Source organism: Streptomyces seoulensis (genome assembly GCF_004328625.1).
GTDB classification, from domain to species: Bacteria; Actinomycetota; Actinomycetes; order Streptomycetales; family Streptomycetaceae; genus Streptomyces; species Streptomyces seoulensis.
This window is the reverse complement of sequence record NZ_CP032229.1, coordinates 3465871-3482581: the sequence shown is the minus strand read 5'-3', so window position 1 is coordinate 3482581 and position 16711 is coordinate 3465871. Positions and strand designations below refer to the sequence as shown.

14 protein-coding genes are annotated in these 16711 nt (G+C 74.1%); 6 read left to right on the top strand and 8 right to left on the bottom strand.

Annotation, left to right across the window (positions count from 1 at the left end; translation table 11 throughout):
* Window positions 1-5: 5 nt before the first annotated feature.
* Genes D0Z67_RS16205 through D0Z67_RS16195 form a run of 3 tightly spaced genes read right to left on the bottom strand, consistent with a single transcriptional unit; the run spans window position 6 to window position 3696 of the window.
* Window positions 6-1703, bottom strand: coding sequence for an L-aspartate oxidase (locus D0Z67_RS16205; RefSeq protein WP_031182779.1), 1698 nt, complete (start codon window positions 1701-1703; stop codon window positions 6-8).
* Window positions 1700-2701 (bottom strand): pantoate--beta-alanine ligase, encoded by a 1002-nt coding sequence (gene panC / locus D0Z67_RS16200; protein WP_031182778.1) that lies wholly within the window; start codon window positions 2699-2701, stop codon window positions 1700-1702. The genes D0Z67_RS16205 and panC overlap by 4 nt, the downstream gene beginning before the upstream one ends.
* Complete coding sequence (locus D0Z67_RS16195; RefSeq protein WP_037775623.1) at window positions 2698-3696, bottom strand: Rossmann-like and DUF2520 domain-containing protein; 999 nt, start codon at window positions 3694-3696, stop codon at window positions 2698-2700. The genes panC and D0Z67_RS16195 overlap by 4 nt, the downstream gene beginning before the upstream one ends.
* 180 nt (window positions 3697-3876) lie before the next feature.
* On the opposite strand from D0Z67_RS16195, the gene D0Z67_RS16190 reads away from it, so the two are divergent.
* Entirely contained in the window at window positions 3877-5058 is a 1182-nt protein-coding gene (locus D0Z67_RS16190) for a threonine aldolase family protein (RefSeq protein ID WP_037775645.1), read from the top strand.
* Window positions 5059-5111: 53 nt separating this feature from the next.
* Window positions 5112-6215, top strand: coding sequence for a DUF5937 family protein (locus tag D0Z67_RS16185; RefSeq protein ID WP_131589659.1), 1104 nt, complete (start codon window positions 5112-5114; stop codon window positions 6213-6215).
* Window positions 6216-6380: 165 nt separating this feature from the next.
* Here D0Z67_RS16185 and D0Z67_RS16180 read toward each other — a convergent pair whose 3' ends face one another.
* Window positions 6381-7052 carry a response regulator gene (locus tag D0Z67_RS16180; RefSeq protein ID WP_031182774.1) on the bottom strand — a complete coding sequence of 224 codons (672 nt, stop codon included), beginning with the start codon at window positions 7050-7052 and terminating at the stop codon, window positions 6381-6383.
* Between the two features lie 53 nt (window positions 7053-7105).
* Complete coding sequence (locus tag D0Z67_RS16175) at window positions 7106-8311, bottom strand: sensor histidine kinase (RefSeq protein WP_031182773.1); 1206 nt, start codon at window positions 8309-8311, stop codon at window positions 7106-7108.
* A 142-nt stretch (window positions 8312-8453) separates the two neighbouring features.
* Between D0Z67_RS16175 and D0Z67_RS16170 the strand changes: the two genes are divergently transcribed.
* Window positions 8454-9449, top strand: coding sequence for an SAM-dependent methyltransferase (locus tag D0Z67_RS16170; protein ID WP_031182772.1), 996 nt, complete (start codon window positions 8454-8456; stop codon window positions 9447-9449).
* 1 nt (window position 9450) lies between these two features.
* Here D0Z67_RS16170 and D0Z67_RS16165 read toward each other — a convergent pair whose 3' ends face one another.
* The 3 genes from D0Z67_RS16165 to D0Z67_RS16155 form a co-directional block, all read right to left on the bottom strand.
* Window positions 9451-10599: an NADH-quinone oxidoreductase subunit D gene (locus D0Z67_RS16165; protein ID WP_031182771.1), complete on the bottom strand. Its 1149-nt coding sequence runs from the start codon at window positions 10597-10599 to the stop codon at window positions 9451-9453.
* 36 nt (window positions 10600-10635) lie between these two features.
* Complete coding sequence (locus D0Z67_RS16160; protein ID WP_031182770.1) at window positions 10636-11835, bottom strand: hypothetical protein; 1200 nt, start codon at window positions 11833-11835, stop codon at window positions 10636-10638.
* 94 nt (window positions 11836-11929) lie between these two features.
* Window positions 11930-13060, bottom strand: coding sequence for an alpha/beta hydrolase (locus tag D0Z67_RS16155; protein WP_031182769.1), 1131 nt, complete (start codon window positions 13058-13060; stop codon window positions 11930-11932).
* A gap of 220 nt (window positions 13061-13280) precedes the next feature.
* Between D0Z67_RS16155 and D0Z67_RS16150 the strand changes: the two genes are divergently transcribed.
* From D0Z67_RS16150 to D0Z67_RS16140, 3 genes are all read left to right on the top strand, one after another.
* Window positions 13281-15095, top strand: a complete 1815-nt coding sequence (locus D0Z67_RS16150; protein ID WP_031182768.1) for a phosphatidylglycerol lysyltransferase domain-containing protein — start codon at window positions 13281-13283, stop codon at window positions 15093-15095.
* A 138-nt stretch (window positions 15096-15233) separates the two neighbouring features.
* Complete coding sequence (folP, locus tag D0Z67_RS16145; RefSeq protein WP_031182767.1) at window positions 15234-16094, top strand: dihydropteroate synthase; 861 nt, start codon at window positions 15234-15236, stop codon at window positions 16092-16094.
* Window positions 16091-16648, top strand: a complete 558-nt coding sequence (locus D0Z67_RS16140) for a nuclear transport factor 2 family protein (protein WP_051887941.1) — start codon at window positions 16091-16093, stop codon at window positions 16646-16648. Before folP ends, D0Z67_RS16140 begins: the two co-directional genes overlap by 4 nt.
* Window positions 16649-16711 lie beyond the last annotated feature (63 nt).

The following is a 16711-nucleotide window of genomic DNA, read 5'->3' as shown; positions in this document are numbered from 1 at the left end:
AGATGTCACCGGGTAGGGGGGAAGTCTGCGCTCTCGGTGGTGCGTACGGCCAGCGAACGGTCCGCGCGGAGGGTCACCACGAGGTGGCGGCGCCAGTGCGGGTCGTCGCGGTCGGCGTGGTCCTCGCGCCAGTGGCAGCCGCGGGTCTCCTCGCGCAGCGCGGCGGCGGCGACCAGGACGCGGGCCACGTCCAGCAGGTTGGTGGCCTCCCAGGTGTCGACGCCGGGCTCGGCGGTCTTGCCCTCGCCGTCCAGGGTGTCGCTGGCGCGGGCGTGCAGTTCCGCGAGGCGCCGGGCGGCGCGCTCCAGGGAGGCGGCCGAGCGGAGCACGCCCGCGCCCTCGGTCATGATCCGCTGCACGGCGAGCCGGTCCTCGGGGGCCAGCAGCGGGTGCGCGGGCGTGCCGTGGTGCGGGACGGGGGCCGGTACGCGCGTGTGCGGGCCGTTCTCGGTGTGCTCGGCCGCGATGTCCGCGGCGAGGCGCTCGGCGTAGACGAGCCCTTCGAGCAGGGAGTTGGAGGCGAGCCGGTTGGCGCCGTGCACGCCGGTGCAGGCGACCTCGCCGCACGCGTACAGGCCCGGCACGGTCGTACGGCCGCGCTCGTCGGTGCGGACGCCGCCGGAGGCGTAGTGGGCGGCCGGGGCGACCGGGATGGGCTCGGTGACCGGGTCGATGCCGTGGGCGCGGCAGGCGGCCAGGATGGTCGGGAAGCGGTGCTCCCACATCTCGGCGCCGAAGTGCCGTCCGTCGAGGTACATGTGCGCGGCGCCCAGCTCCTGCATCCGCCGCGTGATGCCCTTGGCGACGATGTCGCGCGGGGCCAGCTCGGCCAGCTCGTGCTGCCCGAGCATGAAGCGGGTGCCGTCGGCGTCGACCAGATGGGCGCCCTCGCCGCGCACCGCCTCGGAGACCAGCGGCTGCTGGCCCTCGGCGTCCGGGCCGAGGAACAGCACGGTGGGGTGGAACTGCACGAACTCCAGGTCGCTGACCTCGGCGCCCGCGCGCAGCGCCAGCGCCACGCCGTCCCCGGTGGACACCGGGGGGTTGGTGGTCGCGGAGAACACCTGGCCCATGCCGCCGGTGGCGAGCACCACGGCGGGCGCGTGCACGGCGCCCACGCCGTCGTGCTGGCCCTCTCCCATGACGTGCAGGGTGACGCCCGCGGTGCGGCCCTCGGCGTCGGTGAGCAGGTCCAGGACGAGCGCGTTCTCGATGGTGCGCAGGCCCCGCGCGCGGACGGCGCCGACCAGCGCGCGGGAGATCTCCGCGCCGGTGGCGTCCCCGCCCGCGTGGGCGATGCGGCGGCGGTGGTGGCCGCCCTCGCGGGTGAGCTGGATCGAGCCCGCGTCGTCGGTGTCGAACCGGGCACCGGTCCCGATCAGCCGCCGTACGGCGTCGGGGCCTTCGGTGACCAGGAGGCGTACGGCGTCCTCGTCGCACAGGCCCGCGCCCGCGACCAGGGTGTCGTCCAGGTGCTGTCCGGGGGTGTCGCCGTCGCCCAGGGCGGCCGCGATGCCGCCCTGCGCCCAGCGGGTGGAGCCGTCGTCCAGGCGGGCCTTGGTGACGACGACCGTCGTCAGGCCGGCCGCCTCGCAGCGCAGCGCGGCGGTCAGGCCGGCCACGCCGGAGCCGACCACCACGACGTCGGCCGGGATGGACCAGCCGGGGGCGGGGGCGTGCAGTCGTATGCCGGTGCTGGTCACAGGGCGGCTCCAGGGCTGCCGAAGGTGAGCGGGATGTTGTCGATCAGCCGGGTCGAGCCGACCCGCGCGGCGATCGCGAGGACCGCCTCGCCGGTGAAGTCGTCTGCGATCTCGGTGAAGTCGGCCGGGTCGACCAGGGCGAGGTAGTCCAGGTCGAGCGGCGGGTCGAAGCGGGCGGCCTCGTCCAGGGCCTGGCGGGCGGCCGCGCGGACGGCCGCCGGGCCGCCGGGCGTGGCGGTGGCCACGGCGTGCGCGTCGGCCGCCGCCCGCGACTCGCCTATGGCGCTCAGCGCCTCGGCACGCGCGTGCGTGGACGGCACCTCCAGGGCCCGTGCGCGCAGGGCCTCCTGGGCCGCGTGCCGGTCGCGGCCGGCGAACAGGGCCCGGGACAGGGTGAGGGCGGTGGCGCGCTCCTGGGGGGCGAGGTAGCGGTTGCGGCTGGACAGGGCGAGCCCGTCCTCCTCGCGGACCGTGGGCACGCCGACGATCTCCACGCCGAAGTTGAGGTCGCGCACCATGCGCCGGATGAGCGCGAGCTGCTGGGCGTCCTTCTGCCCGTACAGCGCCACGTCGGGCCGGGTGAGGTGCAGCAGCTTGGCGACGACGGTGAGCATGCCGTCGAAGTGGCCGGGGCGGGTGGCGCCCTCCAGCCGGCCGCCCATGGGGCCCGCGGTGACGCGCACCTGGGGCTCGCCGCCGGGGTAGACCTCCTCGACGGCCGGGGCGAACACCGCGTCGGCGCCCGCGTGCCCGGCGAGCGCGAGGTCGGCGTCCAGGGTGCGCGGGTAGCGGTCGAGGTCCTCACCTGCGCCGAACTGGAGCGGGTTGACGAAGACGGTGACGACGACCTCGCCGTCCGGCCCGGCGATCTCGCGGGCGGCGCGGATCAGCGTGGCGTGGCCCTCGTGCAGGGCGCCCATGGTCATCACGACGGCACGACGGCCGTGGCGCACGCGTGCGTGCAGCTCGTCGGCGGTGCTCAGCAGGGCGGTGGTCATCGGTCGTTCCCCTCGGGGCCGTTCTCGTCGTCGTCCGCGTCGGTGCCCTCGCCGGGGGTGGTGCCGGTGCCGGTCCCCTCGTCGGCGAGCACGCCGAGCAGGTCCTCGGCCAGCTCGGCCTTGAGCAGGCCGTGGGCGAGGGCGCGGTCGGCGGTCGCGCGGGCCATCGCCACGTACCCGGCGACGGTCTGCGGGGAGTGCTCGCGCAGCTCGGCGATGTGCGCGGCGACGGTGCCCGCGTCCCCGCGCGCGACGGGGCCGGTGAGGGCCGCGTCACCGGAGCGCAGCGCGTTGTCCAGGGCGGCGCCGAGCAGCGGGCCGAGCATCCGGTCGGGGGCGCCGACCCCGGCCGTGCGCAGCAGCTCCATGGACTGGGCCACCAGGGTGATCAGGTGGTTGGAACCCAGGGCGAGGGCCGCGTGGTAGAGCGGGCGGCTCTCCTCGCTGATCCACTCCGGCTCGCCGCCCATCTCGATGACCAGGGCCTCGGCCGCGAGCCGCAGCTCCCCGGGCGCGGTGACGCCGAAGGAGCAGCCCGCGAGGCGCTGGACGTCGACCGGGCTGCCGGTGAAGGTCATCGCCGGGTGCAGCGCGAGCGGCAGCGCGCCCGCGCGCAGGGCCGGGTCGAGCACCGAGACGCCGTACCGGCCCGAGGTGTGCACGAGGAGCTGGCCGGGGCGGACGGCGCCGGTCTCGGCGAGGCCGGCGACCAGGCCGGGCAGGGCGTCGTCGGGGACGGTGAGCAGCACCAGGTCGGCGCGCTGGAGCACCTCGGCGGGCGGCACCAGGGGCACGCCGGGCAGCATCTTCTCGGCGCGCCTCCGCGAGGCGTCGGAGACGCCGGAGACGGCCACCGGGCGGTGTCCGGCGAGCTGGAGGGACGCGGCCAGGGCGGGGCCCACGCGTCCGGCGCCGACGACGCCGACAGTGAGCCGCGCGGGGCGGTCCTGGGTGCCCGCGCCGTCTGTGCTGTTAGGGGGATGGACTGTACTCACGCGACCGTGACCTTCCCGTTCCAGTCCGCTCTGGGTACCGGACGATTTCTCGTCATGTTAACGCTATCCGGCGGCCGGCCCCCGGTTGTCCACAGGCTGTGGGCCACCGCACCGGCCCGCCCCCGCCCCGCCCGGAAAACCCGGTACCCGCGCGGCGCCCGGCGCGGCATGATCCCCCGCATGAGCGACACGACCGAGGACGAACAGCGACCTTCGATACGGGAGCGGCGCCGGACCGCGATGCGCACCGCCCCGCGCGTGCTGGCGCGCGCCGGCTGGCGCGGCACCCTCCGCGAACGCCTCACCGAGCTGACCGCGGCGGCCCCCGAGGTGTACGACCTGGACGAGCCCGCCGACGTCTACGGCGACGGCGTGGTGGCCGCCCTGGAGCGCCGGGTCGCGGAACTGCTCGGCACCGAGGCCGCCGTCTTCTTCCCGACCGGCACCATGGCCCAGCAGGTCGCCCTGCGCTGCTGGGCCGCCCGCACCGGCGACCCGGCCGTCGCCCTGCACGCCCTGTCCCACCCCGAGGTGCACGAACGCCATGCGTTCAGCCAGGTCAGCGGCTTGCGCCCGGTGACCGTGAGCCAGGAGCCGCGCCCGGTGACAGCGGCCGACGTGCACGGCCTGGACGAGCCCGTCGGCGCGCTCATGCTGGAACTCCCGCTGCGCGACGCCGGGTTCCTGCTGCCCTCCTGGGAGGAGCTGACCGAGACGGTCGAGGCCGCCCGGGAGCGCGAGGCGGTGGTGCACTTCGACGGCGCCCGCCTGTGGGAGGCCACCGAGCACTTCGGCCGCCCCCTGGCGGAGATCGCGGCCCTGGCAGACAGCGTCTACGTGTCGTTCTACAAGTCCCTCGGCGGCCTGGGCGGCGCCGCGCTCGCCGGTCCCGCGAGCCTCGTGGAGGAGGCGCGCACCTGGCGGCACCGGTACGGGGGCATGGTCTTCCAGCAGTTCCCGACCGCGCTCTCCGCCCTCGCCGGCCTGGAACGGGAGCTGCCGAGGCTTCCCGAATACGTCCGGCACGCGCGCGTGGTCGCCGCCGCGCTGCGCGAGGGGTTCGCCGAGGCCGGGCTGCCCTGGGCGCGGGTCCACCCCGAGGTGCCGCACACCCACGACTTCCAGGTCTGGCTCCCGTACGAGCCCGAGGTACTCGCGGAGGCGGCGGTGCGGCAGGCCGAGGAGACCGGCACCCTGCTGTTCGCCGGCGCCTGGGACTCCCGGGGCCCCGGCCTCTCCTTCACGGAGACCGGGGTACGCGCGGCGGGCCTGGAGTGGACGGCACAGGACGTACGGGAGGCGGCCGTGGACTTCGCCGGACGGCTGGCCCGGGACGACCGGCCCCCGGGTCCCGTCGATTGACGGGGGCCGTCAATCCGGGGGGCGTTGTCAGTGGCCGGGGGCACCATGGGCACATGAGCGTGACCATCGACGTCAAGGGGCTCCCGGCGGAGCGCATCTCCGTGGTGCCCTCACCGCTGGCCGAGCTGGGGATGGCCCTGCACGCGCTCAGCGAGCCCGGTCACCATCCGGAGCTCCAGGGCTGGGTCACCGCCGTGTCCAGCCGGCTGGACCCGTGCCTGGCCGACCGGCTCTGCGAGGCGGACTTCCTGTGGCGCACCACGTTCTCCGACGTGTTCGCGCCCTTCGCCGGGCTCCCCGGCCGGCGCGGGCTGCCGGGCGGCACGCTCGCCGAGGATCTCGACCAGCTGGACAAGCTGACGGACGAGCAGTTCGTCGACGCGGCGCTGGAGTTCACCTGCCACCCCCAGTACTCCCGGCGGAGCCCCGGCCCGCTGGGCGACCCGGAGCTGCGCCGCCGCGCCCTGGACCTGGCCGCCGCGCGCGGTGCCGTCCAGGAGCGGTTCGCCCGGCGCCTGCTGGAGGACCCGCCGACGGTCCGCGCCTGGTTCCGGCAGCTGGTGCTCGACTGCGACGAGGCGTTCTTCGCCGACACCTGGGCCCGGCTGCAACCCCAACTCGCCGCCGACGCACGGCACAAGACCGAGCTGCTGCGCCGCAAGGGTCCCGCCGAGGCCCTCTCCTCGCTCTCCGGCGCGGTGTCGCTGGACGAGGAGGCCGGGATCGTCACCATCGACAAGCTCCTGGTGGGCCGGGGCACCACCGGTGACGGCGGCCTCGTCCTGGTGCCGACCAGCCTCGGCTGGCCGCATGTGATCGTGCTGCACCGGTACGACTGGCAGCCCGTCATCACCTACCCCGCCAAGGCCACGCGTCCCAAGGCGCCCACCGTCGAGCAGCTCACCCTGCGCATGGAGGCCCTCGCCCACCCCGCGCGCCTGCGCCTGTGCCGCCACCTCGCCCGCAGCCCGCACAGCACCAGCGAACTCGCCGACGCGCACGGCATGTCCGCGCCCGAGGTATCCCGCCACCTGGCCGTGCTGAAGAAGGCCGGCCTGATCACCAGCTGCCGCCAGGGCCGTTACGTCCAGCACCAGCTGGACCTGGCCGCCGTCTCCCGGCTGGGCAGCGACTTCATCGAGGGCGTCCTGCGCTGAGCCCTAGGGGGTGTCTTGTCGATCACGCCGGGCTCGCGACGCCTGGCACCGCACCTCGCCGCGTTGTCGTCGGTCCCCGATGCTCCGCATCGACTCCCTCCTCCGCCTTGCGATGCACGGCACCAGACGCCGCTCCCTCATCCGGCCCGATCGACAAGACACCCCCTAAGGCTGGCCGCCCGCACGGACCAGTCCGGTCTCGTAGGCGAGGACGACCACCTGGACCCGGTCGCGCAGCCCCAGCTTGGTGAGGATGCGGCCCACATGCGTCTTCACGGTCGCCTCGGAGAGGACCAGGCGGGCCGCGATCTCGCCGTTGGAGAGCCCCTGGGCGACCAGGATCATGACCTCGCGCTCGCGCTCGGTGAGCCGGGACAGCTCCGCGTGCCGGGGCTCCTTGACGGCCGAGGGCAGCATCGGGGCGAACCGGTCGAGCAGCCGGCGCGTGGTGGAGGGCGCCACCACCGCGTCCCCGCTGTGCACGGCGCGGATCGCGCTGAGCAGCTCGCCCGGCGGCACGTCCTTGAGCATGAAGCCGGAGGCGCCCGCCTTCAGCCCGGAGAACGCGTACTCGTCCAGGTCGAACGTGGTCAGGATGAGCACCTTGGGCGGCTCGGGCTCGGAGCAGATGCGCCGGGTGGTCTCCACCCCGTCCAGCTTGGGCATGCGCACGTCCATCAGGACCACGTCGACGGGGGTGCCGCGCAGCACCTGGAGCGCCTCCACCCCGTCGCCGGCCTCCGCGACGACCTCCATGTCCGGCTGGGCGGCGAGCACCATCCGGAAACCGGTGCGCAGCAGCACCTGATCGTCGACGAGCATCACGCGGATCGCCATCGGGGTCCTCTTCCGTGTCCTTCTTGGAGTGTGGGGCGCGTACGTGACAGGTGTCAGTGCGCCGGTTTCAGCGGGAGCAGCGCGCTGATGCGGAAGCCTCCGCCGGGACGCGGCCCGGCGTCCAGGGTGCCGCCGACCATGCCGACCCGCTCCCGCATGCCGATCAGGCCGTGTCCCTGGCCGTCCGCGCCGCCCTCCTCGTACAGCTCGTGCGGGGCGCCCTTGCCGTCGTCCTCGACCAGCAGGCCGAGCCCGTCGTCGAAGTACACCAGCCGGACGCTGGCGCCCGCCTCGGCCCCGCCGTGCTTGCGGGTGTTGGTGAGCGCCTCCTGCACGATCCGGTACGCGGTCAGCTCCACCCCGCTGGGCAGCGGGCGCGGGGTGCCCTCGACCTTGAAGTCAACCGGCAGCCCGGAGTCGCGGCACTGCTCGATCAGGTCGTCGATCTGCCGCACGTCGGGCTGCGGGACGTACTCCCCGCTCTCCTGGTGCTCGCCGGTGCGCAGCACGCCCAGCAGGCGGCGCATCTCGGCCAGCGCCTGGCGGCCGGTGGAGGAGATCGTCTCCAGCGCCTGGCGGGCCTGGTCGGGGGCGGCGTCCAGGACGTAGGCGGCGCCGTCGGCCTGCACCACCATCACCGAGACGTTGTGCGCGACCACGTCGTGCAGTTCGCGGGCGATCCGGGCGCGCTCGGCGGCGACGGCGACCTTGGCCTGCGCCTCGCGCTCCTTCTCCAGCCGGGCGGCCCGCTCCTCCAGCTGGGCGAAGTAGGCGCGGCGGGTGCGCATGGAGTCGCCGAGCACCCAGGCAAGCGCGAACGGCACCGTCTGGAACACCGCGAGCGCGAGCTGCCCCAACCCGCTGACCTGCTCGTTCGGCCAGCGGAGCTGTGCCAGCGAGGCCGCGACCAGGCTGGTGGCGAGCGCCAGCCTGGAGGCCCACAGGGCGCCGGTCGCGGCGACCGTGTAGACGATCACCAGCATGGTGAAGTCGGCGACCAGCGGCTCGACGTCCAGGATGAGCTGCGCCAGCCCGGCGGCCAGCACCGCGACCAGCATCAGCTCCGGCAGGCGGCGGCGCAGCGCCAGGATCACGCACAGCACGGTGGAGATCACCCAGGCCGCGGCGAAGGAGCCGTGGTGGTGCGGGGCGCCGTCCATGTTCACCACGCTCACGCCGGAGAGCCCGAGCAGGACGACGGCCCAGAAGCAGTCGACCCCCGTGGGGTGGCGGCGGAGGAAGTCATAGAGGCGCTGCACGTCATCAGCGTAGGGAAACCCGGTGCGTGCGGGGGTCAGCCGAAGGGGCGATCCGTGCCCGGCACACGTACGCCGCAAGGTGGATGCCCCGGTCGTCTGTACGCATAGGCCGACCCGGTGGGCGTACGCCTAGGCTGACCCGGTGCGGGAGACATCTGAGCGGGGCTGGCGGGAGGCGACCGAGCGGGCACTGTACGGGCCCGGGGGCTTCTACCGGCGTCCCGAGGGGCCCGCCGGGCACTTCCGTACCTCCGTGCACGCCTCGCCGCTGTTCGCCGCCGCCGTGGCCCGGCTGCTGTGCCGGGTGGACGTGGCGCTGGGGCGGCCCGAGGTGCTGGACTTCGTCGATCTGGGCGCCGGGCGCGGGGAGTTGGTCCAGGGGGTGCTGGCCGCGCTGCCCGACGGGGTGGCGGCGCGCACGCGGGCGTACGCCGTGGAGGTCGCGGACCGGCCCGAGGGGCTGGACGGGCGGATCGCGTGGCGGGCGGAGGTGCCCGAGGGGGTCACCGGGATGCTGTTCGCCAACGAGTGGCTGGACAACGTGCCCGTGGACGTGGCCGAGACCGACCGCGCGGGCGTGCCCCGGCTGGTGCTGGTCGCGCCGGACGGCACCGAGCGGCTCGGGGAGCCGGTGACGGGCGCGGACGCGGAGTGGCTGGCCCGGTGGTGGCCCCTGGCCGCCGACGAGGGGCTGCGGGCGGAGATCGGGCTGCCGAGGGACCGGGCCTGGGCCGAAGCCGTCGGCAGGCTGGAGCGGGGGCTCGCGGTGGCCGTGGACTACGCCCACACCCTCGGCACCCGCCCGCCCTACGGCACGCTCACCGGATTCCGCGCGGGCCGGGAGACGGCCCCGGTGCCCGACGGCACCTGCGACATCACCGCGCACGTCGCCCTGGACGCCTGCGCGGCGGGCGGGAGCACCCACGGCACCCCCCGCCTGCTCACCCAGCGGGAGGCCCTGCGCGCGCTGGACGTCACCGGCGCACGCCCCCCGCTCACCCTGGCCACCACGGACCCGGCGGCCTACGTACGCGCCCTCGCGGCCGCCGGAGCCGCCGCCGAACTCACCGCGCCGGGCGGCCTCGGCGACTTCGTCTGGCTCCTCCAGCCGGCCGGGCTCCCCGAGCCGCCCCTGTGACTCACTTGTCGATGTCTCCCACCACGAAGAACAGCGACCCCAGGATCGCCACCATGTCGGACACCAGCGTCCCCGGCAGCAGCTCCCCCAGCACCTGGATGTTGTTGTACGACGCCGACCGCAGCTTCAGCCGGTACGGCGTCTTCTCGCCCTTGCTGACCAGGTAGTAGCCGTTGATGCCGAGCGGGTTCTCGGTCCAGGCGTAGGTGTGCCCCTCGGGCGCCTTCAGCACCTTGGGCAGCCGTTGGTTGACCGGGCCGGGCGGCAGCTCGGCGAGCCGGTCCAGACAGGCGTCCGCGAGGGCGAGCGCGTTGTGGGTCTGCTCCAGCAGCACCTCGAAGCGGGCCAGGCAGTCGCCCTCGGTCCGGGTGACGACCTTCAGGGTGTCCTGGAGGTCCCCGTAGGCGAGGTACGGCTCGTCGCGGCGCAGGTCGAAGTCGACGCCCGAGGCACGCGCGATGGGCCCGCTCACGCCGTACGCGTGCACGGCCTCGGGAGTGAGCGCGCCCACGCCTCGCGTGCGCCCCCGGAAGATCTCGTTGCCGAGGACCAGGTCGTCGAAGACGTCCATGCGGGAGCGGACGGCGGCCACCGCGTCCCGCGCGCGGCCGGTCCAGCCGTCGGTGAGGTCCTCCTTGAGGCCGCCGACCCGGTTGAACATGTAGTGCATGCGCCCGCCGGAGACCTCCTCCATCACGTTCTGGAGCACCTCGCGCTCCCGGAACGCGTAGAAGACCGGGGTGATCCCGCCCAGCTCCAGCGGATAGGAGCCGAGGAACATCAGGTGGTTGAGCACCCGGTTCAGCTCGGCGAGCAGGGTGCGGGTCCACACCGCGCGCTCGGGCACCTCCATGCCGAGCATCCGCTCGACGGCGATGACCACGCCCAGCTCGTTGGAGAACGCCGACAGCCAGTCGTGGCGGTTGGCCAGCATGATGATCTGCCGGTAGTCACGGGCCTCGAACAGCTTCTCCGCGCCCCGGTGCATATAGCCGATCACCGGCTCGGCACGCTCGACGCGCTCGCCGTCCAGCACCAGGCGCAGCCGGAGCACGCCGTGCGTGGAGGGGTGCTGCGGGCCGATGTTGAGCACCATGTCGGTGCTCTCGGCGGCACCGCCGATCCCGACCGTGGTCTCCGTGGCAGTCATGCGTCCCAGTCTCCCCCACGCCTGGGGGAGAGCGGGTCAGGAGGCCGCGCTGCGCAGCCCCTCCACGTCGATGTGCTCGGTCTCGTCGTGCGCCGTCAGGTCGATGACCTGGCCCACGTCGTAGCTGCCGGCGGGCTTGTACGCCATCCCGGCGTCCGCCTTGTGCAGCGCGAGGGCCTCCTGCCCGACCACGTCGGCCAGGTCCTCGTTGCGCACGTCCAGCTCCGCCGAGGTGTCCTTCTGCGTACCGAAGAAGTCGAACCCGCCCTCGACCAGCGGACGCCGGGAGGGCGCGGCCGGTACGACGGCGACGGCGGTCGGCACGGTGAAGTGCCCGGCGGCACGCTGCCCGGTGGCGGTGTGCGCCTGGGCCTCCTCCGGAGCCTCCTCGGCGGCCTCCCCGGGGGTGGTGTGCGCCTCGGTCACTTCGCCTTCGGCGTCCACGGGTCCCAGACCCTCGGCGGGCGCCTCGGCTCGCTCGGCGGCGTGCCCGTCGGTGCCGTCGGCGCCGGCCTCAGTGCCCGCACTGTCCGGATCTCCTTTGGCAACGGCTGCCACCTCGGACTCCGCCTCGGCGTCCGCTGCGGGCTCGGCCACGGGCTCGGGCTCCTCCGCCGACCGCTCCAGCCGGGCCAGCGCGGTCGCGGCCTTCAGGTACAGCTCCTTGGCCGACACGGCTTCCGGGACCGACATGGCCTCCGCGGCCTCCGGCGCCTCGGTGGTGTCCTCCGCAGCCGCCACGCTCGTCCCGGCCGGCAGCGCGAGGGCGCCGGACTCCGGCACCGCCTCGATCTCCAGCAGCCGGCGCCCCTCCAGCGCGCTGGCGCGCTCGGTCTCGGCGGTCGCGTACCGGCGCAGCAGGGAGGCGTGTTCGCCGCGCAGCCCGGCCAGTTCGGCGCGCTTGGCCCGCAGGCGCCGCTCCAGCTTGGCGCGCAGCTCGCGCGACTCCTCCAGGTCGGTCTCCAGTTCGGCGACCCGTTCGTCGTACCGCCATTCGTCGCTGACCCGGGCTCGGGTCAGTTCGGCGACCTGCTTGCCCGCCTGTGCGTCCCACTGGCGCATCACGACCGCGCCGCCGATCGCCGTGAGCGCGGCGACACCGGCCAGGGCGCGCACCACCCCGAGGGAGGAGAACACCCAGGGAGCCAGCGCGCAGACGACGGCGACACCGGCGATCGCGGAGGGAGGCAACAGCCGGTGCAGAGGCGGTGAATGGCGGTGGCGTCCACGTGGCATGGCCAGAAACTTACCGCGCGTAGGCGCCCCATGGGCCCCCGAGGCCCAAAATTCCGGCCACGGCAAGGGCTTCACGGGGTTTCAGCACTCGGGCTCAACGGTCGCTGAGCTGGCCGCTGAGCCACTGGAGGGCGGGCGGGACCTCGCGTCGCCAGGTGTTGAAATTGTGGCCGCCGCTCTCGAGGATGATGGAGGAGATCCTGGTCCGGCCGGTGGCGCGCACCTCGTTCACGAGCCTCAGCGTGTCCCGGTAGTTGTGTTCGCCGACCTTGCTGCTGGTGACGAGCAGGGAGGTGTCGGGGGCCGGTTCGTGCGCGAGCAGCCAGTGCAGATCGGCGTGATCACGCAGGCTGCGGTTGCCGTGGAAGAGGTCGCCGGTGGTGGGGTCGATGGGCGCGGTGTAGTACGCCGACAGGCCGGCGCCGGCCGCGTAGACGTCCGGGTGGCGCATGGCGAGCTTGAGGGAGCAGTAGCCGCCGGTGGAGTCGCCGATGATGCCCCAGCTCCTGGGGCGGCCACCGGCCCGGTAGTGCGCGAGGACGGCCTCGGGGAGGTCCTTGGCGAAGAAGGTCTCGGTCTGCGGGCCCTGCGGGATGTCCACGCACTCGGTGTCGCGCGGGGGCGCGACGGTGGGCCGCAGCATCACCAGGATCATCGGCTGCGCCCGGCCGTCCTTGGCCAGACCCCGCGCGACGGTCGGGTACTTGAGCTTGGTGACGAGGGCCTGCGCGGTGCCCGGGTAGCCGGTGAGCACCACCGAGACCGGGAACGTCCGGGTGCGGAACCGGGGCTGGAAGTACTCCGGGGGCAGATAGACGTAGGCCGGGGTGGCGATGTGGGAGAGCCGGCCGACGATGTCGACCTTCTGGACCTGGCCCACCGCCGAGGCCCGCGAACCGGCGTCACCCGGCGGGGCCTTGATGTTGACCACCTGGAGCGGGCCGCCCGCGCCCGGGGTGGTGGCCGACTGGTCGACGATGACACCCTGCGCGGTCTCCCGGCCGAGCAGGTCGTCCCAGCCCGCGTAGAAGCCGAAGCTCTGGTTGGCGGCCACCCCGAGGGAGCAGATCAGGGCCAACTGGGTGGCGAGCAGCAGACCGATCCGGCCGCCGAGGGCCGCCCAGCTGCGCCGGGCCAGGCGCGGCCACAGCCACAGCGTGGCCGCGAACAGCACCACGGCGAACGCCACCGCCAGCACCAGAAGTGAGTTGCTCGTGAGACCCATGGCCGTCCTGCCTGCGCTTTCCGCCTCGGACACCCGTGCGGCAGCACGGATTTGCCCCAGGCTTTCCTTGACCTTTGACCCGACTTTCCGGAGCGGGAGGAACCTGTCTCCCCAAGACACCGTCCTAGAGGGCGCAATGTCACCGGATGCCCGATCGGCACCGGGTTCAAGGTCTCTCGCAGAGCTACGGGATGCGATGTCTGTCAGGATAGATGGGGAATTGTCAGGCGGGGTTCCGCGGGGTTCGAACCGGGCGCGGCGCATACTGCGCGGCCCGCGTGCGGAGGCCGTCCCCACCCTGATCGGCCGGGCTTGCGCCCTCGTCGGCCTGCTCGACATCGCCGCGGGCGTGTTCCCGCGCTTCCGTCACAGCCGTATGCACGCGATCGCGGAGGCGCTGCCCGGCTCCTTCGGGCCGTTCGCCGCGGCCCTCTCGCTCAGCGCGGGCGTGCTGCTGCTCCTGCTCGCGCACGGGCTCAGGCGCCGCAAGCGGCGGGCCTGGCGGGCCGCCGTCGTGCTGCTGCCGGCCGGCGCGGTCGCCGAGTTCGTGTACCGGCACTCGCTGCTCGGCGTGTTCATCTCGGTCGCGCTCCTGGTGCCGCTGCTGCGCCACCGCGCCGAGTTCGCCGCGCTGCCCGATCCGCGCAGCCGCTGGCGGGCCCTGGCCAACTTCGTCCTCATGAGCGCCGGTTCCCTCGTCCTCGGACTGATCATCGTCAGCGTCCACCCGGACCGGACCCTCGGCGACCCGAGCCTGGCCGATCGGCTGACCCATGTCGTCTACGGCCTGTTCGGCTTCGAGGGTCCCGTCGACTACCAGGGCAGCACCTCCTGGACGGTCGCCTTCTCCCTCGGCGCCCTCGGCTGGCTCACCGCCGTGACCACCAGTTACCTCGCCTTCCGGCCCGAACACCCCGCCGCCCGCCTCACCGAGGAGGACGAGGCGCGCCTGCGGGACCTGCTGGACCGGCACGGCCGCCGCGACTCCCTCGGCCACTTCGCGCTGCGCCGGGACAAGGCCGTCGTCTTCTCCCCCAGCGGCAAGGCCGCCGTCACCTACCGGGTGGTCTCCGGCGTGATGCTGGCCAGCGGCGACCCCATCGGGGACGTGGAGGCGTGGCCCGGCGCCATCGAGCGCTTCATGGACGAGGCCAAGGCACACTCCTGGACCCCCGCCGTGATGGGCTGCTCGGAGACGGGCGGCGAGGTGTGGACCCGCGAGACCGGCCTGGACGCCCTGGAGCTGGGCGACGAGGCGGTGGTCGACGTGGCGGATTTCTCCCTCGCCGGACGCGCGATGCGGAACGTGCGCCAGATGGTCAAGCGCATCGAGCGGGCCGGCTACGAGACCCGCGTCCGGCGCGTCCGTGACCTCTCCGACGGCGAGCTGGAGCGCGTACGGCTGGCCGCCGAGGACTGGCGGGGCACCGACAACGAGCGCGGCTTCTCCATGGCGCTCGGCCGCATCGGCGACCCCGCCGACGGCGACTGCCTGATCGCCACCGCCCACAAGCACGACGACACACCCGGCCCGTACGGCGATCTGAAGGCGGTCCTGCACTTCGTGCCGTGGGGCGAGGACGGCGTCTCGCTGGACCTGATGCGCCGTGACCGGCTCGCCGACCCCGGCATGAACGAGCTGCTCATCGTCGCCGCCCTCCAGGCCGCGCCCAAGCTCGGCATCACCCGGGTCTCGCTCAACTTCGCCATGTTCCGCTCCGCCCTCGCGCGCGGCGAGAAGATCGGCGCCGGGCCGGTGCTGCGGGCCTGGCGGGGGCTGCTGGTGTTCCTCTCCCGCTGGTTCCAGATCGAGTCGCTGTACAAGTTCAACGCCAAGTTCCAGCCCCGCTGGGAGCCCCGCTTCGTGGTCTACCGGGCCTCGGCCGACCTGCCCCGCATCGGCTTCGCCGCGATGCAGGCGGAGGGCTTCGTGGACCTCGCGCTGCCGCTGCCCCGCTTCCTGCGGCGCCGCCGGAACACCGCCGCCCGGCCCTGCGCGCACGGCTCCCACGAGCACGGCGTACGGGCCGCCTGACCCGGCCGGACCAATCCCGCGCAGCTCGCGCGGAGGGCCCCGAAGGCCCCGGACCGCCTTGCCGGGGCGGTCCGGAAGGTGCCGTTCCGTACCGACCCGGGCGCCTTCGCCGTGCGCCCCGGGGCCTACGCTGAACGTATGAAGAACCTCAGCGGGCGAGGCGAAGTGGCGGGTCTTCCGACGTGGGACCGCTGCGCGGTCATGGGCGTCGTCAACGTCACCCCCGACTCCTTCTCCGACGGCGGCCGCTGGTTCGACACCACCGCCGCCGTCAAGCACGGGCTCGGCCTCGCGGCCGAGGGCGCCGATCTGGTCGACGTCGGCGGCGAGTCCACCCGGCCCGGCGCGACCCGCGTCGACGAGGCCGAGGAGCTGCGCCGGGTGGTCCCCGTGGTGCGCGGCCTGGCCGCCGAGGGTGTGACGGTCTCGGTGGACACCATGCGCGCGGCCGTCGCCGAGCAGGCGCTCGCGGCGGGCGCCGTGCTGGTCAACGACGTCAGCGGCGGTCTCGCCGACCCCGCGATGCTGCCCGTGGTCGCCGCCACCGGCGCCCCCTTCGTGGTCATGCACTGGCGCGGTCTTCTGGAGGGCGGCAACGTGCGGGGCGTCTACGAGGACGTCGTCACCGAGGTCTGCGACGAGCTGCACGCGCGCGTGGAGGCCGTCCTCGCGGCGGGCGTCGCCCCGGAACGCGTCGTCATCGACCCCGGCCTCGGCTTCTCCAAGGACGCGGAGCACGATCTCACCGTCCTCGCCCATCTCGACCGGCTGCACGCGCTCGGCCATCCCCTCCTGGTCGCCGCCTCCCGCAAACGCTTCCTCGGCCACGTCCTGGCCGGTCCCGGAGGCACCACCCCGCCGGCCCGCGAACGCGACGCCGCGACCGCCGCCGTCTCCGCCCTCGCCGCCCACGCCGGCGCCTGGGCCGTCCGCGTCCACGAGGTACGCGCCACGGCCGACGCGGTCCGCGTGGCCCGCGCGGTGGAGGGGGCCCGGTGAGCGCCGCCGACGTCGACGTCGAAGAGGTGTCCGCCGCCAACACCTCCTTCTACGAGGCGATGGAGCGCGGTGACTTCGAGGAGGTGGCCGGGCTCTGGCTGGCCCCCGCCGACCTGGGCGTCGACGAGGAGTACCACGACCCCGCCGACACCGGGGTCGTCTCCTGCGTCCACCCCGGCTGGCCGGTGCTCACCGGGCGCGGCGAGGTGCTCAGGTCGTACGCGCTGATCATGGCGAACACCGACTACATCCAGTTCTTCCTCACCGACGTGCATGTCTCCGTCACCGGGAACACCGCGATCGTGAGCTGCACCGAGAACATCCTCAGCGGCGGGCCCGCGCCCGAGGAGGGCGAGGAGCTGGGGCCGCTGGTCGGGCAGCTCGTCGTCGCCACCAATGTGTTCCGGCGCACCTCCGAGGGCTGGAAGCTGTGGTCCCACCACGCCTCCCCGGTCCTCGCCACGTCCGAGGACGAGGAGGAGGACGACGAGGGCGGAGCGGGCGGGGCCGGCGGTGACGAGGGCGTGGGGCCGGACGACGGCACACTCGCCTGAGCGTGGTTGGAATCACCCTCGCCGGGGTAAGTGCGGCTACCAGCCGGCACCCCCGTGGCCCGG

Coding starts and splice junctions, on each gene's coding strand:
- panC (WP_031182778.1), bottom strand. CDS start 2,701: ATGACCACCGCCCTGCTGAGCACCGCCGACGAGCTGCACGCACGCGTG.
- D0Z67_RS16190 (WP_037775645.1), top strand. CDS start 3,877: ATGAGCGACACGACCGAGGACGAACAGCGACCTTCGATACGGGAGCGG.
- D0Z67_RS16185 (WP_131589659.1), top strand. CDS start 5,112: ATGAGCGTGACCATCGACGTCAAGGGGCTCCCGGCGGAGCGCATCTCC.
- D0Z67_RS16180 (WP_031182774.1), bottom strand. CDS start 7,052: ATGGCGATCCGCGTGATGCTCGTCGACGATCAGGTGCTGCTGCGCACC.
- D0Z67_RS16165 (WP_031182771.1), bottom strand. CDS start 10,599: ATGACTGCCACGGAGACCACGGTCGGGATCGGCGGTGCCGCCGAGAGC.
- D0Z67_RS16160 (WP_031182770.1), bottom strand. CDS start 11,835: ATGCCACGTGGACGCCACCGCCATTCACCGCCTCTGCACCGGCTGTTG.
- D0Z67_RS16155 (WP_031182769.1), bottom strand. CDS start 13,060: ATGGGTCTCACGAGCAACTCACTTCTGGTGCTGGCGGTGGCGTTCGCC.
- folP (WP_031182767.1), top strand. CDS start 15,234: ATGAAGAACCTCAGCGGGCGAGGCGAAGTGGCGGGTCTTCCGACGTGG.